The organism is Streptomyces coeruleofuscus, from assembly GCF_039532725.1.
GTDB classification, from domain to species: Bacteria; Actinomycetota; Actinomycetes; order Streptomycetales; family Streptomycetaceae; genus Streptomyces; species Streptomyces coeruleofuscus.
On record NZ_BAAASE010000004.1, the window covers coordinates 502,416 to 523,630 of the forward strand.

A 21,215-nucleotide genomic window follows, 5' to 3' on the forward strand; every position below is an offset into this window, starting at 1 on the left:
CCCCGGACCCGGTGGTCCGTACCGCCGAACGGAGCCCGGGAGTCCGGCACTCCTGGCGAGATCTTCCCGCCGCGCACCAGCCCTCGTATCCGGATGCCGAGGCGCTGCACGAGGTGATCGCGGACCTCGCCTCGTATCCGCCGCTCGTCTTCGCGGGCGAGTGCGACCGGTTGCGGGCCCGGCTCGCCGAGGTGGCCAGGGGCGAGGCGTTCCTGTTGCAGGGCGGGGACTGCGCGGAGGCCTTCGACGCGGTGTCGGCGGAGCACATCCGCAACAAGCTCAAGACACTGCTTCAGATGAGCGCGGTCCTCACCTATGCCGCGTCGGTGCCGGTGGTCAAGGTGGGGCGGATCGCGGGGCAGTACGCCAAACCACGCTCACAGCCGACCGAGACCCGGCAGGGCGTGACGCTGCCGGCGTACCTGGGTGACGCGGTCAACGGGTTGGCCTTCACCGAGTCGGCACGGGCCCCGGATCCGGAGCGGCTGAGGCGGATGTATCACGCGTCCGCCGCCACGCTGAATCTGGTGCGGGCCTTCACCACCGGCGGCTATGCGGACCTGCGCCAGGTGCACGCCTGGAACCGGGACTTCGTGCGGTCGTCGCCGTCCGGGCAGCGCTATGAGCGACTGGCCGGCGAGATCGACAAGGCGCTGAGCTTCATGCGGGCGTGCGGCGCCGGCCCGGACGGTGTACGGGCGGTGGAGTTCTACGCCTCGCACGAGGCATTGCTCCTCGACTACGAGGCGGCGCTGACGCGCACGGACTCGCGTACCGGCGAGTCGTACGACACCTCGGGGCACATGGTGTGGATCGGGGAGCGAACCCGCCAGCTGAACGGCGCGCACATCGACTTCGCCTCGAGGATCCGCAATTCGTTGGGAATCAAGCTGGGCCCGGAGACGACTCCGGAGGAGGCCGTCGCCTATGTCGAGCGGCTCGATCCGCAGCGGGAGCCGGGACGGCTGACGTTCATCGTGCGGATGGGCGCGGACAGGATCCGCGACCGGCTGCCGGCCCTGGTCGAGAAGGTCACCGCGTCGGGGGCGCAGGTGGCCTGGGTGACGGACCCGATGCACGGCAACACGTTCGAGGCGGCATCCGGGCACAAGACGCGGCGCTTCGACGACGTGCTCGACGAGGTGAAGGGCTTCTTCGCGGTGCACAAGGCCCTCGGCACCCATCCGGGCGGCATTCACATCGAGCTGACCGGGGACGACGTGACCGAGTGCGTGGGCGGCGGTGACGAGATCCTCGTGGAGGACCTGCACCAACGCTACGAGACCGCCTGCGACCCGAGGCTCAACCGCAGCCAGTCCCTCGACCTCGCCTTCCTCGTCGCCGACTGCGTCTTCCGGGCCACCGCCGGGCAGCCGGTGCGGCAGACGTTGCGGAGCGGGACATGAGCGTACGGGCGATACGTGGTGCGGTGCAGGTGGAGCGGGACGATCCCGGCCTCCTGCGCGACGGTGTGCAACTGCTCATCAAGGAGGTCATGAGCGCCAACGCCCTCGATCCCGACGCCCTGATCAGCATGGTGTTCACGGCCACCCCGGACCTGGTGAGCGCGTTCCCGGCTGCCGGGGCACGTGAACTCGGGCTGGTCGACTTGCCTTTGATGTGCGCGCGGGAGCTGGACGTCAAGGGCGCGCTGCCGCGCACGGTGCGGCTCCTCGCCCATGTCGAGACCGACCGGGGGAAGAGCCAGATCCGCCACGTCTATCTGGGCGGCGCGGCCGAGCTGCGCCCCGACCTCGCCCGCCCCGACCCCACACGCACCGAACACGGCCGAGCCGATGCCGGCTGACCGCCGCTCGAAGCCGGACGGCCATGCGCCGCCGACGGGTCACCGGAACGGCAGCACCGCCGTCACGCGCCAGCCCACGGGATGCCGCGCCTCGGCCATGAAGGTGCCGCCGACCGCCTCGACCCGGCGGCCGAGGTCCGCGATGCCCGTGCCGCCCCCTTCGCGCTCGGTGGCCGCGATGCCGGGGGGCTGGCCGTCGCCGTCGTCGGTGACGGAGATCCGCAGCCCGTCCCCGTCGTCCGTGTGCCTTACGTCCACGATCACCTGGGACGCCGATGCGGCATGCCGCCGTACGTTGGTGAGTCCTTCCATGACCACGCGGTATCCGACCGAGCTGATCTGCGGCGGCAGCCCGTCGAGGACGCCCGGGGCGAGGTCGAGGCGGGCGGGGATCGTCCCCGTACTGCTGAACCGGTCGACGAGAGTGGCCACTTCCTCCACGCGGAGCGAGGGCCGCGGCCCGGAGTGCTCCGCCTGCCCCGCCCCGACCTGTGCGCCCGGATCGCTCGCGCGGCCGGTACCGGCCGTCTTCGTGTCCGGGCTCACCCGCTCGCTTCCGCTGCCACGGTCACCGTCCCGGCCGCCGTCCAGCTCGCTGAAGATCCGGATCGTCCGGTCCATGGACTGCAGCGCCTGCACCCCGGCGGTCTCGATCTGCGGAAGCAGCGCGAGGGCCCGCTCCGGGGATTCCTTCGCGAGCGCTTTGGCGGCTTGGGCGAGCACCATCACGCCGGTCACGTCATGGGCCGCGAAGTCGTGCAGGTCCCTCGCCACGGAGAGCCTCTGGGCCCGGCGCTCGGCCGCCACGGCGATCTGGCGACGGCTGTCGAGGGAGCGCAGATAGCAGGCCGCGCCGATCGAGAGCCCCGCTGCGACGCCCCAGATCACGCAGAGCCCCACGGTCTCGCGCTGCTCGGCCGGGGGGTTGAGGGTCAGCGAGATGCGCAGCGGGATCACGGCGATCGTCAAGAAGAGCCCGAACGCCACGGTCGCCGCATAGCCCTGCTTCGGGTGCCGTACGGAAGGAATGGCGAGCACGAGGAACGCGAGCGTCTCCGCCAGGATCCACTGAGCCGTTTCGTTGTCGGCGGGCCCCTGATAGCGGAGGGTCACCCACAGTGAACCGGCGCACGCGACCGGCACTGTCGTCCACAGCCGCCACGGCCGGGACGCGGGCTGCCACAGCGTGAGTGTCACGGTGGCGAGGAACGCCAGGACGGTGGAGCCGCGGATGAGCGGATGCACCGCACCTGCCTCGGTCGCGGCGAACGATATGGCCCCGACCGAGAGGAGCGCAGCCGCAACGGGCCTGACCAACGTCCGGAAAGGCCGCCCTAAGAAGAAAATCTTCTTCATCACATGATTGGACTTTACAGCGTGCGAGGATCACCGCATGACGACGAACATTGTAATCGCGGACGACCAAAGAAGTGTGAGGGAAGGATTTCGCCATATCCTCGAAATCCAGCCAGACATGAAAGTCGTCGGCGAGGCGGCCGATGGCGAGACGGCCCTCGAACTGGCCCGTGGGTTACGGCCGGACGTTCTGCTCGCGGACATCCAGATGCCCTGCATGGACGGCCTGGAACTCACCCGCAGGCTGGCGGAGGAAGTGCCCACCGTCCGGGTCGTCGTGGTCACCACCTTCGACCTGGACGAGTATGTGCACTCGGCGCTGCGGTCCGGTGCCTATGGCTTCCTCCTCAAGCGGTCCGGGGCGGCCCTGCTGGTGGAGGCGGTACGCGCCGCGGTCGAGGGCGATTCGCTGATCAGCCCGCAGATCACCACCCGGCTCCTGCGCAGCCTGACCGTGCCGCAGCGGGACCTGAGCCGGCAGGTGCAGCTGACGCCGCGCGAGCTGGAGATCGCCCAGTTCGTCGCCGACGGCCTCACCAACGTCGACATCGCGGCCGAGCTGTTCATCTCGCCCGGCACCGTGAAGACCCATCTCGCCAACCTGCAAGGCAAGTTGAAGGTCCGCAACCGGGTGGGGATCGCGGCCTGGGTGTGGGAGGCGGGGCTGCGCAAGAACCAGTAGGACCGACGGGCCCGCAGTGGTCCGAACGGCCGGAGGGGGACCATGACCGCTGAGAGCCGCTGTGACCTGCCCGCGCGGGAGGAGTCCGCTCGGACACGCCTGCTCGCGCTGCTGCGCCGGCACGAGGCGCGGCACCGGCTGATACCGCATCCGCCGGAGGGCCGCACGGGTCTGGTCAGCGCACTGCGGGGACATCCACTGGAGCAGGCCGCCAAGTGCATCGTCGTCCGGGTGAAGATCACCCGTAATTCCTCCCGGTACGTCCTGGCGGTGGTGCCCGGCGACCGGCGGGTCGCCCTGGACGGCATACGGGAGTTGTGGGCGGGCCGTCGTGCCGCCTTCGCGGACCGAGTGACCGCGGAGCGGCTGACCGGTTGCGTCAGCGGCTCCATTGTTCCCTTCACCTTCGATCCGGACCTGGAATTGGTGGTGGACCCCGCACTGCTTGAGCATGAGGAAATCTTCTTCAATGCTGCGGATTTGGCGCTGTCCGTGGCCCTCGATGTTCGAGATTATGTACGGATTGCCCGCCCGCGAGCGGAATCGATCAGTGAAGTCGTCTGAAGGCCGAGACGCGAAAACCCTCTGTCCTCCTGCCATTCGCGACGGCAGGGGGACAGAGGGTTGCGGGTTCCGCTGTCAGCTCAGCGCCCGCCAGTCGTCCCAGTCGGCGGCGGTCATCGACACCAGAACCGTGCGGTCGCCTTCGTAGGGGGCACGACCGTGGCTCGCGAGCACGTTGTCGACCATGAGGAGGTCCCCTTCCTCCCAGTCGGGACTCACGGATGTCCGCTCGAACGCCGCGTGAATCTCCGCGAGTACGTCCTCACCGATGGGGCTGCCGTCGCCGAAGTAGGCGTTCCTCGGCAGATCCCGTTCGTCGAAGAGCGCGAGCAGTGCCTCCGTCGTGGCCTTGGGCAGCGAGCCGACATGGAACAGATGGGCCTGGTTGAACCAGACGGTTGCCCTGGTGACCGGGTGGGTGGTGAGGGCCGGGCGCACCTGACTGGTGCGCAGCATGTCGCCGTCCCATTCCCACTCGATGCCGCTGGAAAGGCAGTACGCCTCGACGTCGGAGCGCTCCTCGGTCTGGAAGGCCTCACGCCACGACAGTCCTACGCCGTCGTGGTACGCCCGCGTGTAGCGGACGCCGAGCTCGGCGAACCGCGCGACGAGCTCGGGGGGCAGCTCGTCGAGCACCGCACGGCTGTCCGCCACCGGGGTCTGGCCGCCCGATGTCGCCGCGCGGGCGGCGAGGAAGAACAGGTGATCCGGCCAGCGGGTCGAGTAGGAGCTCTCGTTGTGCTGGGGGATCCGCTGATCGGCCGGGTAGTCGGTGGAGGTGTAGACCGTGGCCGCGACCTGGGACCGAGGCGTGGAGCGCTCGGTGTACCGCAGAGCGCTGCCGCCCAGTACGGCCGCGACGTCGGAGAGCTGCTCCGTGCCGGCCGGGCCCGCGCCGGATATCCGTAGCGCTCCGTGCCGCAGCACGAGCCGGCGCAGTTCGTCCCGGTGGGCGAGGAGCCACGCGTGCGGGTCGTGGTCCCGGGCCGAGGCGGAGACCATGGGGAGCAGCGTGCCGGAGCGTTCGACGTAGGACACGGGGAGACCCTGCTGGGTGGTCTCCGGGAGTGGTGTGGTGCGCGATTCTGGCATGGTCCGCCCTACCCCGTTCGGAAGTGAGTCAGTTCACCCGGCCATCCTCGCCGCCGTGAGCCTTACTTCTCCAGACGCTTAAGGCGCAGACGAAAACGCTTGGCGATGAACCGCTCCCCATCCTGGAAAACGAGAAGCCGTTACCCAGTCGGCGCATGCCCTGCTTGCTGACGTGCTGGTCATCTGGTTTTTCGAACCGGTCGCGCGGGCCGCGCTGTACCTGGCCGTCGGCGCGACGTACACGACCGGGGCGAAGCTCCCGGTCGACGGCGGCCTCGGCCAGGGCCTGTCCTGCCCCGAGGAGTAGGCGCCGCCGGACGGGTGCGCCGGTCGCCCGGTGCGCGGACGGCGTGCCCCGCGCGAAAGCCGCGGCAGACGGGCGATCGAGGGAGGGCGCCGGCCGTGGCACGCGCAACGGCGGGACGGTCAGGGTGCCTTGGGGGCCTGCACAGCCGCGCGCCTACCCGTTTCCATCGCATCGTCCGTCTGCGTCGAACGGGCAGCGCGGTGGCCGGTTTCGACTGGGGCGCCACCAACTGGCCGCCCCCAGACGCCCATCGGCCGCTCGTCGCGCGCTCCCCGCCGACGTGAGCGGCCCCTGGCAGGACTCCCTCGCGCAGGGCCCTTGTGCAATTCCTGTGGAGGGCTCAATCTTTCGCTGACGCGCGGATGCCGTCCGTTGATTGACATGACCATGACTCTCGGGCGGCCGACGGGCGTGCACCACACCCCACAGCGCACCACCGATTGAGGAGGACCCCTCAGATGGCAGTGATGCGTACTCCCCACGGATCCACCCGGCGAAGACTGGCCGCGCTCGGCGCGACGGCCACCGCGGCGCTCGTCGCGAGCCTCGTCTCCGCCCTCCCCGCCGGCGCGGCCCCGGCCGCGTCCGAAGGGCGCATCCAGTACGAGGGCGCGGCGAACGCCGTCGCCGACAGCTACATCGTCACCCTGAAGACGCGGAAGGCCGGTTCCGCCGAGGGCCGGGCCCTGGCGCACAAGTACGGCGCCGACATCGAGCGGACGTACACCAAGGCCCTGAACGGCTACGAGGTCGAGGCCTCCGAGACCGAGGTGAAACGTCTCGCCGCCGACCCGGCCGTCGCCTCCGTCGTCCAGAACAGGACGTTCCGCATCACCGGGACCCAGCCCAGCCCGCCGTCCTGGGGCCTGGACCGCATCGACCAGAAGAACCTGCCGCTGAACAGCTCGTACACCTACCCGGACAAGGCGGGCGAGGGCGTCACGGCGTACGTCATCGACACCGGCGTCCGCATCACGCACAGCGACTTCGGCGGCCGCGCCTCCTACGGCTACGACGCCGTCGACAACGACAACACCGCCCAGGACGGCCACGGCCACGGCACGCACGTCGCCGGCACGGTCGCCGGCGGTGCCTACGGCGTCGCCAAGAAGGCCAAGGTCGTCGGCGTCCGGGTGCTCAACAACTCCGGCCAGGGCACCACCGCCCAGGTCGTCGCGGGCATCGACTGGGTCGCCCGGAACGCCGTGAAGCCGGCCGTCGCCAACATGTCCCTCGGCGGTCCCGGCGACACCGCCATCGACACGGCCGTACGCAACGCCATCACCTCCGGCGTCACCTTCGTCGTCGCGGCGGGCAACGAGTCCACCAACGCCTCCACCCGGTCCCCGGCCCGCGTCACCGAGGCCGTCACGGTCGGCGCGACGACGTCGAGCGACGCGAAGGCGAGCTACTCCAACTACGGTTCGGTCCTGGACCTGTTCGCGCCCGGCTCGTCCATCACCTCGGCCTGGAGCACGAGCGACTCGGCGACCAACACCATCTCCGGTACGTCGATGGCGAGCCCGCACGTCGCCGGAGCCGCCGCCCTGCACCTGGCCGACAACTCCACGGCCACTCCCGCGCAGGTCTCCGCTGCGCTGACGGCCGCCGCCACGACCGGCGTCGTCACCAGCCCCGGCACCGGCTCGCCCAACCGCCTCCTGTACGTCGGCGGCGGTACGACCACCCCGCCCGGCCCGCGCTTCGAGAACACCGCGGACCAGGCCATCGCCGACAACGCCACCGCCGAGTCCCCGGTGACCGTCTCCGGCGTCTCCGGCAACGCGCCCTCGGCCCTGGCCGTCGAGGTCCACATCGTCCACACCTACATCGGTGACCTCCAGGTCCAGCTGATCGCCCCCGACGGCACGGCGTACACGCTCAAGGCGTACGGCACCGGCGGCAGCGCGGACAACATCGACACCACGTACACCGTGAACGCCTCCTCGGAGGCCGCGAACGGCACGTGGAAGCTGCGCGTGAGCGACAACGCCCGCTTCGACACCGGGCGGATCGACGCCTGGGCGCTCCAGTTCTGACCTCGTTCGTGACCGGCCGTCAGTCTCCTGACGTGTCCGGCAGGTAGGCGTCCTCGTCCTCCGGGAAGGGCTTCGGGTCGGTGACCCGGCCCGCCGCGAGGACGAGGCGCGTCTCGCGGTGCACGGCCAGGAAGCCGAAGGGGCGGCGCAGGACCAGCGCGTGGGGCTCACTACCGGGAAGCGGACGGAAGGGGCAGCCGACCCAGCCCGGACTCCCTGGACTCCAGGCCAGGGAGCACGTCAAGATGCGCCCAGCCGTACGTCGTCGGTTTCGCACGGCCGCTCTCTCCCACCGCCTCAGCCAGGAGCACCGTACCCGTGTCGATACCCCCGCCCCCTGGGAACCAGCAGCCCCAGGATCCGTACGGCCCGCCGCCTGCGAACTGGCACCAGGGAGCCCAGGGGTACGGCCCCTGGGGTCACCACGGCCCCGCCGGCCGCCCGTACGGCGCGCCGGTCTCCGTCAACGCGCTCGCCGTCGCCGCGCTCGCGCTCGGCGTGCTCTGCTTCGTGCCCGCCGTGGGGCTCGTGCTGGGGCTCGTCGCGTTGCGGCAGATCGGGCGGAACGGCCAGAGCGGCCGGGGGATGGCGATCGCCGGGGCCGTGCTGTCGTCCGTCGGGATCGTGCTGTGGACGGTGACGCTGTCCACGGGTGCCGCGTCGGACGCCTGGGAGAAATTCAAGGACGGGGCGCGGGGCAACGAGAGTCTGTCGCTGAGGAAGGGCGACTGCTTCGACGCGCCCGGCGGTCTGGAGGGCGACACCTACGACGTCGACCCGGTGCTTTGCGAAGGCAGGCACGACGGCGAGGTGTTCGCCGTCGTCACGCTGCCGGGCGGCGCGTTCCCGGGCGACGCGGAGGTCACCGACATCGCCGACGAGCGGTGTTACGAGCTCCAGGACAAGTACGCCATGGACTCCTGGGCGATGCCGGCCGACGTCGACGTGTACTACCTCCTGCCGTCGAGGGACAGCTGGCGTTACGGCGACCGCGCGATCAACTGCGTCTTCGGCAACACCGACGCGAAGGCCAAGCTGACCGGCTCCCTGCGCGGCGACCCCACCACCTTCGACAGCGACCAGGTCGTCTTCCTGTCCACGGCCAACGCCGTCGACGCGGCGCTGTACGAGGAGCCGGAGGAGACCCCCGAGGACGACCTGGCCGGCCACCGGGCCTGGGCGGGGCGGATGGACGACGCGCTCGGCGAACAGATCGAGGCACTGCGCGGGCACGTCTGGCAGTCCACCGCCCAGCAGCCCGTCGCCGACCTGGTGAAGGACATGGAGGACGCCCGCGCGCAGTGGTCGAAGGCGAGCACGGCCCGTGACCCGGACACGTACTACACGCACTACGACAAGGCGTACGAGTACGTCGACGGCCCGGCGACCGTCACCGCGCGCAAGGCCCTCGGTCTCGCGACGGCCCCGCCGACCCCGGGCGGGACCGAGGGCGGGGACTCCGAAGCCGAGGTGTGACGGCGGCTATAACGGGGAGAAAGTGCCTGCGTAAAGCCCTCGGGGCCACCATGTCATCACATCGAGTGATTCTCTGGCCTTTGCTTGCACCGCACAACCTACGGTTGCCACGCTGTTGCTGTCTGTACAACCTGATGGGAGCGGCCAGTGACATTCGGTGAGCAACCGGCGTACCTGCGCGTCGCGGGTGATCTCCGCAAGAAGATCGTCGACGGTCAGCTCCCTCCGCACACCCGCCTCCCCTCCCAAGCCAGAATCCGCCAGGAGTACGGCGTCTCGGACACCGTCGCCCTGGAGGCCCGCAAGGTGCTCATGGCGGAGGGCCTGGTCGAGGGCCGCTCCGGCTCGGGGACGTACGTGCGCGAGCGGCCCGTGCCCCGGCGCATCGCCCGCTCCGGATACCGCCCGACCGGCGGGGCCACGCCGTTCCGCCAGGAGCAGGCCGACGGCGAGGGGCGCGGCACCTGGGAGTCCAGCAGCGAGCAGTCCGAGGCCAGTGTCGCGGTCGCCGAACGGCTGGGCATCGAGCCGGGCGAGCGCGTGATGTGCACGCGGTACCTCTACCGCGAGGGCGGCGAGGCGATGATGCTCTCCACGTCCTGGGAGCCGCTCGCCGTCACGGGCCGTACGCCGGTGATGCTGCCGGAGGAGGGCCCGCTCGGCGGCATGGGCGTCGTCGAGCGCATGCGCGCGATCGACGTGATCGTGGACAACGTCACCGAGGAGGTCGGCGCCCGCCCCGGGCTCGCGGAGGAGCTGCTCGTCCTCGGTGGCGTCCCCGGCCATGTGGTCCTGGTCATCCAGCGCACGTTCTACGCCTCCGGCCGCGCGGTCGAGACGGCCGACGTGGTCATCCCGGCTGATCGGTACCGGGTCGCCTACCACCTTCCGGTCAAGTAGCGAACGCTCACATCCGCCCCGTGGCGCGCTCCCCGCGCGCCCCGCTCACACGACCACCGCGGGAGCCGTCCTCGGCCGGGGTGGTTCGCCTCCCTGGGCCGGCCGTCGTTCTCGCAGGTCGGCGTCGGCGCATGCGGTATGCCTCCGACCGAGTGCGCCGACGTGCGCGGACGGCGCGTTCGTTGTCGTGCGCCCCCTGCGTTCTGGCTGGTTGCGTACCTCTTTGTGAAAAGCCGTATTCGCTGCGTGAAGGTTAGGCGTAGGCTCGGGCATATGCGCATTGCGGTTTCCTTATCGGGTGGGGCACGGCACAGGCCGCGAGTGGGAAGTGGAGGGGCGCGATGAACGACAGCACGATCACTCTTCCCTGGCTCGTGATACGCGAGGACGACAACGGCAACCGCTACCGGGTCGGCCGGTACGCGACCCGGGCCGAGGCCCAGAAGATCGCGGACAGTCTCGACGGCCGTGGCCACAAGCAGCTGTACTGGGTCGAGCGGCTCGGTCAGAACGGGCAGGGCGGGGCGCACGACTGACCTCGGGCGGGCCTGCGCCGAAGAGCCGGTGCCCGGCCGCGCTCCCGTAGGCCCTGTCGTCAAATTCCCGCCTGCCCCACGACGCCATGCACCCGCCCTTCGGGCGGACGACGGGGATGTGACGACAGGGCCTAGGCTCCCCGCATGAGTGAGCGGATCGTCGTCGTGGGTGCCGCGCTGGTCGACGACGGGCGGCTGCTGGCCGCCCGGCGCAGCGCGCCCGTCGAGTTGGCCGGGCGCTGGGAGCTGCCCGGCGGCAAGGTCGAGCCGGGGGAGACAGTCGACGCGGCGCTGGTGCGGGAGCTGCGCGAGGAACTCGGCGTCGACGCCGAGGCCGGCGGGCGTGTCCCGGGGGAGTGGCCGCTGAAGTCGCCGTACGTCCTGCACGTGTGGACCGCGCGACTGCGGCCCGGCTCCGCCGCCCCCAAGCCCCTTCAGGACCACGACGAACTGCGCTGGCTCGGCCCCGGCGAGATCTGGGACGTGGACTGGCTCGACCAGGACGTGCCCGCGGTACGGCGGACCCTCGCGCACCTGGGGCCTCTCGGCGGCCCCGGCACCGGAGAAGTGCCCGGCGCCTGAGGCCAACCGGGGGCGGGCGAGGCTCGAAAGTGGCCATACGGGCGCCCCTTACGCCTTTCGTGCCACAGTGCGCTGCCTCGTGCGGTACTCCGCCCCGAATATCGGGTATGTGCCCATTAACCCCATGAAACCGGACATGGGCGGGTTCGCTGCCGGGGAAGTGATCGGCGTGATCGACACCGAAGGTGACCGCGCCGAGTGGACCTTTCCCGCCGAGCCGGGCGCCGTGCGCACCGCCCGGCAGGCCGTCCGCGGCCGGCTCCGCGGCTGGGGCCTCGACAGCCTCGCCGACCTCACGGCGTTGTTGGTCAGCGAGTTGGTCACCAACGCCCTGCGGCACGCCACCGGCCCCATCGGCGTCCGCCTGGTCCGCCCCTCCGAACTGAACGGCGTCCTCCTGGTGGAGGTCTCCGACCCGCTCCCGGACCCGCCCCGCGAGCGCGCCGCCCGGCCCGAGGACGAGAGCGGCCGCGGGCTCCAACTGGTCGCCTCCTCCTGCCGTCGCTGGGGCACCCGGCCCGGCGGCGTGGGCAAGACCGTGTGGTTCGAACTCGCGGTTCCGGAGTGAAAAATCGGTGTACGTCCGCCCCGCCGCTGTCGAGCGAATGGTTCAGGCCAGTGGCGGTTGGCGACGGACGGGATTCGACGCCGTGTCCCCTGGTTAGAAGACTGGAAGTGTTGTCACGGTCCGGACCGAAAACCATCGGGACCGTGCTGTGATCGTGAACACCGTGTTGTGCGGCACCGTAGTGCTGGATACTGCGGGCAGCCGCCCCCGGTGACCGGTGCCGGACGCGGTGAGCTGGAGGGGACGGTTCGCGTGAGCGAGATACCAGCGAAGGCGACGGAGTCCGAGGACCCGTCGGCGGGCGCTAGGGCGATGGCCGCGGACGGCCTGGCCTCCGCGGTGGGAGGTGCGCTCGCGGCTGACGGGGTGCAGCCCGGGGACGCCATGTGGCAGAGCAGTCCCCCGGGATCCATCTACGACTACATCAAGGTCGCGTCCTTCTCCATCGGCCCCGACGGGCTCGTCGACCAGTGGAGTCTGCGCGCCGAGCACCTGTTCGGCATTCCCGCCGAACGCGCCGTGGGCATGGACCCCATCGAGACGTTCATCGACCCCCGCCTGCACGAGCGGGGCTTGCGCAAGATGGCGGAGATCCTCGACGGCCGCGAGTGGACCGGTGTGGTGCCCTTCCGGATGCCGAAGGACGCCGAGGGGGAGTGCGGACGCGAGGGGCTCGCCGAGGTGTACGTCATGCCGACGCGCACCGAGGACGGCGAGAAGGCCGCCGTCTGCATCGTCGTCGACGTGCGCACGCTGCGCAGCATCGAGACCGACCTCGCTGCCTCGCAGGCCATTTTCGGTCAATCCCCGTTCGGTTTCCTGCTGATCGACGCCGACCTGCGGGTCCGCCGCGCCAACCACCGGTTCGCCTCCGTCTTCGGCGGCGAGCCCGACGACCACCGCGGCAAGGGCGTCCACGACTACCTCCAGCGCGGCGAGGCCGAGCGGGTCGCCGCCACGCTGCGCCGCGTGCTGGAAACCGGCAACTCCATCACGGACATGCACGTCACGGGCTTCGTGCCGGGCTCCGACGAGCGCCGCCACTGGTCCGTCAACCTCTATCGGGTGCACAGCGGTTCGGGCAGGCCGATCGGCATCGCCTGGCTCGGCACGGACATCACCTCGCGCCGCGCCGCCGCCCGCGAGGCCGCCGCCGCCCGGCGCAACCTCGCCCTGCTGAACGAGGCCGGCGCCCGCATCGGCAACTCCCTCGACCTGGAGACCACGGCCCGGCAGCTCCTCGACGTCGTCGTGCCCGGCTTCTGCGACCTGGCCACCGTCGACCTCTACCAGGGCCTGCTGGTCGGCGACGAGACCCCGCCCGGGCTCGCCGACGGCAGCGCCGAACTGCGCCGGGTGGCCTTCGCCAGCGCCGTCTCCGACGCTCCCTTCACCGGCACCGGCGTGCCCGTCGCGGTCGGCGCCGTCCACCACTACCCGTTCAACTCGCCCTGCGCGGACGCCCTGCGCACGGCCCGCCCGCAGACCGTCCCCGGCGAGGACGGCGGACTCGTGCAGTCCACGCTCGCCGTGCCGATGGTCGCCCACGACACCGTCGTCGGGCTCGTGCAGTTCGCCCGTACGAAGGGCAGCGAGCCCTTCGGCGACCGTGACCGGGACCTGGCCGTCGAACTCGCCGCCCGCGCCGCCGTCTGCATCGACAACGCCCGCCTCTACCGGCGCGAGCACCAACGCGCGTTGATACTGCAACGGTCCCTGCTCCCGCCCGGCGACCCGGAGGCCTCCGGTCTCGACATCGCCTGCCGCTATCTGCCCGGGAACGCCAACACCGGCCGGCCCAGCGAGGTCGGCGGCGACTGGTTCGACGTCATCGAACTCCCCGGGCACCGCACCGCGCTGGTCGTCGGCGACGTCATGGGCCGCGGCCTGCGCGCCGCCGTCGCCATGGGCGAACTCCGCACGGCGGTACGCACCCTGGCGCAGCTCGACATAGAACCGGCCGAGGTGCTCTCCCAGTTGGACGAGATCGCCCGCGGCCTCGGCGCCCCCGGCGGCGTCCAGCAGGCGACCAGGGCGGCCCGCCGCCCCCGGGAGGCGGATCTGTCGGAGGTGTACCTCGCCACCTGCGTCTACGCCGTCTACGACTCCGTCACCCGGCGCTGCACCTTCGCCAACGCGGGCCATCTGCCGCCCGTCCTGGTCGAACCGGGCGAGCCGGCCCTGATGCTCGACGTGCCGCCGGGCCTGCCGCTCGGCGTCGGCGGCGAGCCCTTCGAGGAGGTCGAGGTCGAACTCCCCGAGGGTGCCCTGCTCGCGCTCTACACGGATGGACTGGTCGAAAGCCGCGACCACCCCCTCGACGAAGGGCTCCAGGCCTTCGTCAGCACCCTGTCCGACCCCACCCAGCCGCTGGAGGACGTCTGCGACCACGTCCTCAACACCCTCGACACCCATCACGGCGAGGACGACATCGCGCTGCTGATGGCACGTGTACAGGGCCTGCCCACCGAGTCCGTCGGTGACTGGACCCTGCCGCGCGAGCCGCGCAGCGTGGGCCGGGCCCGCGAGTACGCGCGTGCCCAGCTGATCAGCTGGGACATGGAACCCCTGGTCGACACCACGGAGCTGCTGGTCAGCGAACTCGTCACCAACGCCCTGCGCTACGGCGAGGGCGAGATCCGCCTGCGGCTCCTCCTCGACCGCACCCTGGTCTGCGAGGTCTGGGACTCCGGCCTGGTCCAGCCCCGCCGCCGCCGCGCCCGCGACACCGACGAGGGCGGCCGGGGCCTCCAGCTGGTCGGCCTCCTCAGCGCGGCATGGGGCTCCCGCCGCACACCCCGGGGCAAGACGGTCTGGTTCGAACTGCCCCTCCCCGGCGGCGAAACGGGCCTGACCGACCCGGCGGAGGCGCTGCTGAGCCTGTTCTGATCGCAACCGAACACCGGTACGGATCGTCCTCCCCGGCAACACCAACCGCATCACCGGGGGGAGACGGCATGGAACGCGTGGAGGGCACGACCCCGAACGAGGCCGCAGCGGCAGTCGCCGACGGGGAGGAACCCCCGCAGGGGCCACCGGCACCTGACGACGATGTCCGCACGGGTGCTGCGGATGGGAACGACCCGGCCGAAGGCGAAGCCGGGGCCGGACGTCCCCGCCGCCGCTGGTTCAGACGCGCGGCCTTAGCCCTGCTCATCGCCCTCCTTCCGCTCCTGACCGCCGAAACAGCCCTCTACGTCAACTACCAGGGCGACCCCGCACAGGGCACTCACACCAGAAACCGCGACGCCCTCTGGCTCGGCCACGCCTGGGTCGACGGCCGCAAGAAGGACGCCGACGTCACCGCCCTGGCCCGCCGCCTGCAAGGCACCGGCATCCGCGACCTGTACGTCCACTCCGGCCCGCTGGAACACGACGGCACGCTGCCCGAGTCGGTGTACCCGAGGGCCCGCTGGTTCATCGACGCCGTCCACGACAAACTCCCCGGGATCCGCGTGCAGGCCTTCCTGGGCGACGTCCTGGCCGCCGAGGGCGCCGACGGCATGGTCCTGGAGAAGCCGGACACCCGCGCCGCGGTCGTCCGCTCCGCCCGCCAGATCCTGGACACCGGCTACGAGGGCATCCACCTCGACCTGGAGCCCATGCCGTCCGGCGACCGCGACTACCTCACCCTCCTCGACGCCCTGCGCCGCGAGACCCGTTCCAGGGACGCCCAACTCTCCGTCGCCGCCCACCAGATCGACCCGCTCCCGGCCCTTCACACCGTGTTCGGTCTCTTCACCGACCACCCCAAGTGGTGGTCCCAGGAGTTCTTCGGCCAGGTGGCCCGCCGCGTCGACCAGATCGCGGTGATGTCGTACGACACCGCCCAGCCGCTGGAGGGCACCTACGGCGGGTACGTCGCCCAGCAGACGTCCCTCGCCCTGGAGGTCACCCCGCCCTCCACCGACCTGCTGATGGGCCTGCCCTTCTACTGGGAGAGCAACTTCGACCACTGGGGCCACGCCGAGACCGTCCCCGCCGCCGTCCGGGGCGTCCGCCTGGGCCTGTCCCGCACGGACGCCGACCGGTCCCGCTTCGGCGTCGCGCTGTACATCGACTTCGCCGCGACCGAGGCGGACTGGCGGGCGTACAAGGAAGACTGGGTGCGGTGACCAGGACCCGAAGACCCCTCACCCGCACCGAACTCGCCCCCCTCGCCCGAGCCGCCCTGGGCCCCGGCCGCACCCTCACCGGTGTGGAACGCCTGCGCGGCGGCACCAAGAAGGGCGTCTACCGCCTGACCCTCGACGACGACTCCACGGCCGTCGCCTACGTGTGGTCGGCCGACGAGGACTACTGGGACCAGCCCGACCCCGACCCCCGGGACGTCTTCTCCCACGGCACCGGCCGAGGGGGTGTCCGCAAAGTCCCGCCTGCCCCGCGACGCCCGGCACGCACTCTCGCCGCACCGGCCGAACACCCACGTACAACCAGTACGCGGGCGTCCGCCCGGCACTCCCCCAGCCTTCGGCCGGGGGTACCCCCAGAGCACGCACCGGACGCCGCAGGGCCCGCCTCCGGGCGGACGACGGGACTTTACGGACACCCCCTCCGCCTGTTCACGGCGGCCCACGACCGCCTGGCCGCCGCCGGCGTCCGCACCCCGCGCCTGATGTACGCGGACGCCACGCACACGCACCTCCCGGCCGACGCGGCCGTCGTGGAGGACATGACCGGCGGCAGCCTGGAGGACGCCCTCGCCCGGGACCCGCGCGAGGCGCCCCGGCTCATGGACCGGATGGCGGACCTGCTCGCCACCCTGCACTCCCACACCGGCCCCCGCTTCGGGAAGGCCGCCGTCGTGGACGACGGCGGTTCCTCCCACGGCGTCTCCTGTGAACAGCGCATCACCGACGGCGCTCTGCGCTGCATCGCGGAGGCGGCCCGGCGCGAACTCCGTGCCGCCGCCGTACGCCGGGAACTGGAGGACACGATCCACGCCCTGACCGCCGCGGTCCGCCCCCGCGACCGGCACACCCTCATCCACGCCGAACTGGGCCCCGACCACGTCCTCCTCACGTCCGACGGACAGCCGGCGCTCATCGACGTCGAGGGCCTGATGTACTTCGACGTGGAGCACGAGCACGTCTTCCTCGAGCTCCGCTTCGGCCCCCACTACGACGCCCTGCGCGCCCCCGGCCTCGACGAGGCACGCATGCGCCTCTACCGCCTGTCGATGCACCTCGGCCTGGTCTCGGGGCCGCTGACGCTCATCGAGGGCGACTTCCCGCACCCGGAGCGGATGCGGGAGATCGCGGAGCACAACCTCCAGCAGGCGCTCAGCCTGCTGAAGAACGCCGTTTGATCTTCGAGCCCAGCCACACCAGCGGGTCGTACTTGCGGTCGATCGCCCGTTCCTTCAGAGGGATCAGCGCGTTGTCCGTGATCTTGATGCCCTCCGGGCAGACCTCCGTACAGCACTTGGTGATGTTGCAGTAGCCCAGGCCGTGTTCGTCCTGGGCGGTGGTCTTGCGGTCCAGGCCGGATTCCGCCGCCGCGTCCAGCGGGTGCATGTCCAGCTCCGCCACCCGCATCAGGAAACGGGGACCCGCGAACGCCTGCTTGTTCTCCTCGTGGTCGCGGACCACATGGCAGGTGTCCTGACACAGGAAGCACTCGATGCACTTGCGGAACTCCTGCGGACGGTCCACGTCCTCCTGCATCATCCGGTACTCGCCGGGACCGAGATCCGCGGGCGGCACGAAGGACGGCACTTCCCTGGCCTTCTGGTAGTTGAAGCCGACGTTCGTGACGAGATCCCGGATCACCGGGAACGCCCGCAGCGGCGTCACCGTGATCGTCTCCTCCCGGTCGAACACCGACATGCGCGTCATGCACAACAGCCGCGGCCGGCCGTTGATCTCCGCGGAGCACGAACCGCACTTGCCCGCCTTGCAGTTCCAGCGCACCGCGAGATCGGGGGCCTGGGTGGCCTGGAGGCGGTGGATGATGTCGAGCACCACCTCGCCGTCGTTGACCTCGACCTTGAAGTCCTCGAGGCCGCCGCCTCCCACGTCACCGCGCCACACCTTGAAGTGGGCCGTGTAGCTGCTCATTCGTACAGCTCCTCTTCGGCGAGGTACTTGACCAGCTCCTCCTTGTCGAACAGGGCGAGCAGGTCGGCACGGACGGGTTCGGTGGTCTCGCGGGTGAGGGCGATCTGGCCGCGGACCGGGTCCGTGGCCGCCAGCCCGCCCGTCGGGTCGGTGAGCGCGCACAGCAGGTTGATCCGGCGCCACTTGCGGTCCATCCCCGGATGGTCCTCGCGGGTGTGCCCGCCGCGCGACTCGGCGCGCTCCAGCGCGGCCCGGGCCACGCACTCGCTGACCAGCAGCATGTTCCTGAGGTCCAGGGCGAGGTGCCAGCCCGGATTGAACTGCCGGTGCCCCTCGACACCGGCCCGGCGTGCCCGGACCCGCAGCTCGGCCAGCTTCTCCAGGGCCTGCTTCATCTCCGGCTCGCGGCGGATGATGCCGACCAGGTCGTTCATCGTCTGCTGGAGTTCCTGGTGCAGGGTGTACGGGTTCTCCGGCGGGCCGCCCTTCGGCTCCTCGATCTCCGACTCGGCGGAGAAGGGCCGCAGGGCTTCGGCGGCGGCGGAGTCGATCTGGACGTCGTCCACGACGGGCCGCGCCCCGGCCAGCTCCGCCGCGTACTCGGCGGCGTGCCAGCCCGCCCGGCGCCCGAACACCAGCAGGTCGGACAGCGAGTTGCCGCCGAGCCGGTTGGAGCCGTGCATGCCGCCGGCCACCTCACCGGCCGCGTACAGCCCGGGCACCCCGCGCGCCGCCGCCGTGTCGGACTCGACCGCCACACCGCCCATCACGTAGTGACAGGTGGGCCCGACCTCCATCGCCTCCGCCGTGATGTCGACGTCCGCCAGCTCCTTGAACTGGTGGTACATCGACGGCAGCCGCCGTTTGATCACCTCGGCGGGCATCCGGGTCGACACGTCGAGGAACACGCCCCCGTGCGGGGAGCCGCGCCCCTCCTTCACCTCGGAGTTGATCGCCCGCGCGACCTCGTCGCGGGGGAGCAGCTCGGGCGGGCGCCGGTTGTGGTCCGGGTCCTCGTACCAGCGGTCGGCCTCGTCCTCGGTCTCGGCGTACTTGTCCTTGAAGACGTCGGGGATGTAGTCGAACATGAACCGCTTGCCGTCGGAGTTGCGCAGCACACCGCCGTCGCCGCGCACCGACTCGGTGACGAGGATGCCCTTCACCGACGGCGGCCAGACCATTCCGGTCGGGTGGAACTGCACGAACTCCATGTTCAGCAGGGGAGCGCCCGCGAGGAGCGCCAGCGCGTGACCGTCGCCCGTGTACTCCCACGAGTTCGACGTCACCTTGAAGGACTTGCCGATGCCGCCCGTCGCGATCACGACAGCCGGCGCCTCCAGGACGAAGAAGCGGCCCGACTCGCGCTCGTAGCCGAAGACCCCGGAGACGCGCCCGTCCCCTTTCAGGACGCGGGTGACCGTGCACTCCTGCAAGACCTTCAGCCGGGACTCGTAGTCGCCGGTCTCCTTGAAGTCCTCCTGCTGGAGCGCGACGATCTTCTGCTGGAGGGTGCGGATCAGCTCCAGGCCCGTGCGGTCGCCGACGTGCGCGAGGCGCGGGTACTCGTGGCCGCCGAAGTTGCGCTGGGAGATCCGGCCGTCCTTGGTGCGGTCGAACAGCGCCCCCCAGGTCTCCAGCTCCCACACCCGCTGCGGGGCCTCCTGCGCGTGCAGCTCGGCCATCCGCCACTGGTTGAGGAACTTGCCGCCGCGCATGGTGTCGCGGAAGTGGACCCGCCAGTTGTCGTTCTCGTTGGCGTTGGCCATCGCCGCCGCGATACCGCCCTCGGCCATCACCGTGTGCGCCTTGCCGAACAGCGACTTGCAGATCACGGCCGTACGGGCGCCCCGCTCGCGTGCCTCGATGGCGGCGCGCAGCCCGGCGCCGCCCGCCCCCACCACGACGACGTCCCACTCCTGCCGGTCGACGACGGACATCAGAACGCACCCCTCATCAGAAGAACCGCGGATCGTCGAAGGCACCGGACGCGACCAGGTAGACGTAGAAGTCGGCGAGCGCCACGCTCACCAGCGACGCCCAGGCGAGCAGCATGTGCCGGGCGTTGAGCTTCCCGACCCACTGCCACATCCGGTAGCGCACGGGATGCTTGGAGAAGTGCTTGAGCTTGCCGCCGACGATGTGCCGGCACGAGTGGCAGGACAGTGTGTACGCCCAGATCAGCACGATGTTGACCAGGAACACGAGCGTGCCGAGGCCCATGTGGCCCCACTCGTAGTTCTCGTCGCGGAAGGCGAGCACGGTGTCGTAGGTGAGGATCCCGGCGACGAGGAGCGCGGCGTAGAAGAAGTACCGGTGGATGTTCTGGAGCACCAGCGGGAAGCGGGTCTCACCCGTGTACTTCTGGTGCGGCTCGGCCACCGCGCAGGCCGGCGGGGACGCCCAGAAGCCCCGGTAGTAGGCCTTGCGGTAGTAGTAGCAGGTCAGACGGAAGCCGAGCGGGAAGATCAGGATGATGATCGCGGGGGAGATCCCCCACCAGCCGCCGAAGATCTCCCAGTTCGGGCCGGCCTTCATCGGCTCGCAGTTCTCCGCCAGGCAGGGGGAGTAGAAGGGCGAGACGTACGGCGCCGCGTAGTAGTCGGCGTTCGCGAAGGCCCGCCAGGTCGAGTAGACGATGAAGGCCAGCAGACCGGCGACCGTGCCGGCCGGGGCCAGCCACCAGCGGTCGGTTCGCAGGTGCGGGGCGTCGATCGCGGCGCGCGTACCCGCCCGTACGCCGCCGCTTCGGGGTTGGGGTTCTGTGGCGGGAGGTTCCGTACCAGTGGCCACTGTGACGACTCCGGTCGGGTTCGGGGGAGGTGCCGGTCGTTCGACGCCCTCCCGGTCAGGGAGCGCGCCGGTCCCGGGCGCCGAGTCCCTCGTCGTCCGAGTCGACCCACAGGGCGGGGTCGTACGGCGCGTCCGAGATGGTGACGAGGTCGGGGCGCTTCGGAGCGGCCGGCGAGGCGGCGGCGTCGCGCAGCAGGGCGACGCTCTCGCGCAGGTGGTTGGCGTCGGCACGGACGCGGCGCATCTCCAGGCCGCCGGTGCCGAGCTGCTTCTCCAGGCGTCCCAGCGAGCGGAACAGCTCGTCGAGACTGCGCTGGACTGACGTCAGTTCGTCGTGAACGGACATGACTTGCCCTCACTTCCACGGGTCCTTCGAGGCCCAAGGCGGCAACGTTCATGCGCCTGCGAGTGTTGCGCGTCACACCTTGTGCTGTGAAGGGATGTGCATCGATTGGCC

21 protein-coding genes are annotated in these 21,215 nt (G+C 70.9%); 14 read left to right on the top strand and 7 right to left on the bottom strand.

Annotated elements, in window-relative coordinates:
- The first annotated feature begins 11 nt into the window (after positions 1–11).
- Both ABFX81_RS17610 and aroH read left to right on the top strand, forming a co-directional pair.
- Positions 12–1,406 (top strand): class II 3-deoxy-7-phosphoheptulonate synthase, encoded by a 1,395-nt coding sequence (locus ABFX81_RS17610; RefSeq protein ID WP_086848909.1) that lies wholly within the window; start codon positions 12–14, stop codon positions 1,404–1,406.
- Positions 1,403–1,807, top strand: a complete 405-nt coding sequence (gene aroH / locus ABFX81_RS17615; RefSeq protein WP_086848872.1) for a chorismate mutase — start codon at positions 1,403–1,405, stop codon at positions 1,805–1,807. The genes ABFX81_RS17610 and aroH overlap by 4 nt, the downstream gene beginning before the upstream one ends.
- 39 nt (positions 1,808–1,846) lie before the next feature.
- On the opposite strand, the gene ABFX81_RS17620 is transcribed toward aroH, so the two are convergent.
- Positions 1,847–3,052 (bottom strand): sensor histidine kinase, encoded by a 1,206-nt coding sequence (locus tag ABFX81_RS17620; RefSeq protein WP_346138307.1) that lies wholly within the window; start codon positions 3,050–3,052, stop codon positions 1,847–1,849.
- A 148-nt stretch (positions 3,053–3,200) separates the two neighbouring features.
- Between ABFX81_RS17620 and ABFX81_RS17625 the strand changes: the two genes are divergently transcribed.
- Positions 3,201–3,845, top strand: a complete 645-nt coding sequence (locus tag ABFX81_RS17625; RefSeq protein ID WP_086848875.1) for a response regulator — start codon at positions 3,201–3,203, stop codon at positions 3,843–3,845.
- 42 nt (positions 3,846–3,887) lie between these two features.
- Entirely contained in the window at positions 3,888–4,409 is a 522-nt protein-coding gene (locus tag ABFX81_RS17630) for a YbaK/EbsC family protein (RefSeq protein ID WP_086848877.1), read from the top strand.
- Between the two features lie 75 nt (positions 4,410–4,484).
- On the opposite strand, the gene ABFX81_RS17635 is transcribed toward ABFX81_RS17630, so the two are convergent.
- On the bottom strand, positions 4,485–5,501 hold the full coding sequence (locus ABFX81_RS17635; RefSeq protein ID WP_086848880.1) for a TauD/TfdA family dioxygenase: 1,017 nt from the start codon (positions 5,499–5,501) through the stop codon (positions 4,485–4,487).
- Between the two features lie 172 nt (positions 5,502–5,673).
- Between ABFX81_RS17635 and ABFX81_RS17640 the strand changes: the two genes are divergently transcribed.
- Positions 5,674–5,808 carry a hypothetical protein gene (locus tag ABFX81_RS17640; RefSeq protein ID WP_428837188.1) on the top strand — a complete coding sequence of 45 codons (135 nt, stop codon included), beginning with the start codon at positions 5,674–5,676 and terminating at the stop codon, positions 5,806–5,808.
- 458 nt (positions 5,809–6,266) lie between these two features.
- Positions 6,267–7,847, top strand: a complete 1,581-nt coding sequence (locus ABFX81_RS17645; RefSeq protein ID WP_086848882.1) for a S8 family serine peptidase — start codon at positions 6,267–6,269, stop codon at positions 7,845–7,847.
- A 19-nt stretch (positions 7,848–7,866) separates the two neighbouring features.
- Here ABFX81_RS17645 and ABFX81_RS42215 read toward each other — a convergent pair whose 3' ends face one another.
- Entirely contained in the window at positions 7,867–8,091 is a 225-nt protein-coding gene (locus ABFX81_RS42215) for a hypothetical protein (protein ID WP_086848884.1), read from the bottom strand.
- A gap of 74 nt (positions 8,092–8,165) precedes the next feature.
- On the opposite strand from ABFX81_RS42215, the gene ABFX81_RS17655 reads away from it, so the two are divergent.
- The 8 genes from ABFX81_RS17655 (at position 8,166) to ABFX81_RS17690 (ending at position 17,217) form a co-directional block, all read left to right on the top strand.
- Positions 8,166–9,323: a septum formation family protein gene (locus ABFX81_RS17655; protein WP_086848885.1), complete on the top strand. Its 1,158-nt coding sequence runs from the start codon at positions 8,166–8,168 to the stop codon at positions 9,321–9,323.
- Positions 9,324–9,470: 147 nt separating this feature from the next.
- Positions 9,471–10,223, top strand: coding sequence for a GntR family transcriptional regulator (locus tag ABFX81_RS17660; protein WP_086599965.1), 753 nt, complete (start codon positions 9,471–9,473; stop codon positions 10,221–10,223).
- A gap of 341 nt (positions 10,224–10,564) precedes the next feature.
- Entirely contained in the window at positions 10,565–10,759 is a 195-nt protein-coding gene (locus tag ABFX81_RS17665) for an SPOR domain-containing protein (RefSeq protein WP_059417982.1), read from the top strand.
- A 144-nt stretch (positions 10,760–10,903) separates the two neighbouring features.
- Positions 10,904–11,341, top strand: a complete 438-nt coding sequence (locus tag ABFX81_RS17670; RefSeq protein WP_086848887.1) for an NUDIX domain-containing protein — start codon at positions 10,904–10,906, stop codon at positions 11,339–11,341.
- Positions 11,342–11,477: 136 nt separating this feature from the next.
- Positions 11,478–11,909 (top strand): ATP-binding protein, encoded by a 432-nt coding sequence (locus ABFX81_RS17675; protein ID WP_086848889.1) that lies wholly within the window; start codon positions 11,478–11,480, stop codon positions 11,907–11,909.
- A gap of 252 nt (positions 11,910–12,161) precedes the next feature.
- The gene (locus ABFX81_RS17680; protein WP_086848891.1) at positions 12,162–14,798 is read left to right on the top strand and encodes a SpoIIE family protein phosphatase; all 2,637 of its coding nucleotides are present in this window, start codon (positions 12,162–12,164) and stop codon (positions 14,796–14,798) included.
- A 68-nt stretch (positions 14,799–14,866) separates the two neighbouring features.
- The gene (locus tag ABFX81_RS17685) at positions 14,867–16,024 is read left to right on the top strand and encodes a glycoside hydrolase family 18 protein (protein WP_086848893.1); all 1,158 of its coding nucleotides are present in this window, start codon (positions 14,867–14,869) and stop codon (positions 16,022–16,024) included.
- Positions 16,021–17,217, top strand: a complete 1,197-nt coding sequence (locus ABFX81_RS17690) for a phosphotransferase (RefSeq protein ID WP_346138308.1) — start codon at positions 16,021–16,023, stop codon at positions 17,215–17,217. The genes ABFX81_RS17685 and ABFX81_RS17690 overlap by 4 nt, the downstream gene beginning before the upstream one ends.
- Here ABFX81_RS17690 and ABFX81_RS17695 read toward each other — a convergent pair.
- From ABFX81_RS17695 to ABFX81_RS17710, 4 genes are read right to left on the bottom strand one after another with little or no spacing between them, the layout of a single operon-like run.
- Positions 17,192–17,968, bottom strand: coding sequence for a succinate dehydrogenase/fumarate reductase iron-sulfur subunit (locus ABFX81_RS17695; RefSeq protein WP_086848895.1), 777 nt, complete (start codon positions 17,966–17,968; stop codon positions 17,192–17,194). The two genes, ABFX81_RS17690 and ABFX81_RS17695, sit on opposite strands and share 26 nt — an antisense overlap.
- Positions 17,965–19,905 carry a fumarate reductase/succinate dehydrogenase flavoprotein subunit gene (locus tag ABFX81_RS17700; RefSeq protein ID WP_086848897.1) on the bottom strand — a complete coding sequence of 647 codons (1,941 nt, stop codon included), beginning with the start codon at positions 19,903–19,905 and terminating at the stop codon, positions 17,965–17,967. Before ABFX81_RS17700 ends, ABFX81_RS17695 begins: the two co-directional genes overlap by 4 nt.
- A gap of 16 nt (positions 19,906–19,921) precedes the next feature.
- On the bottom strand, positions 19,922–20,758 hold the full coding sequence (locus ABFX81_RS17705; protein ID WP_086848899.1) for a hypothetical protein: 837 nt from the start codon (positions 20,756–20,758) through the stop codon (positions 19,922–19,924).
- 55 nt (positions 20,759–20,813) lie between these two features.
- Complete coding sequence (locus ABFX81_RS17710; protein WP_086848901.1) at positions 20,814–21,104, bottom strand: hypothetical protein; 291 nt, start codon at positions 21,102–21,104, stop codon at positions 20,814–20,816.
- Between the last annotated feature and the right edge of the window lie 111 nt (positions 21,105–21,215).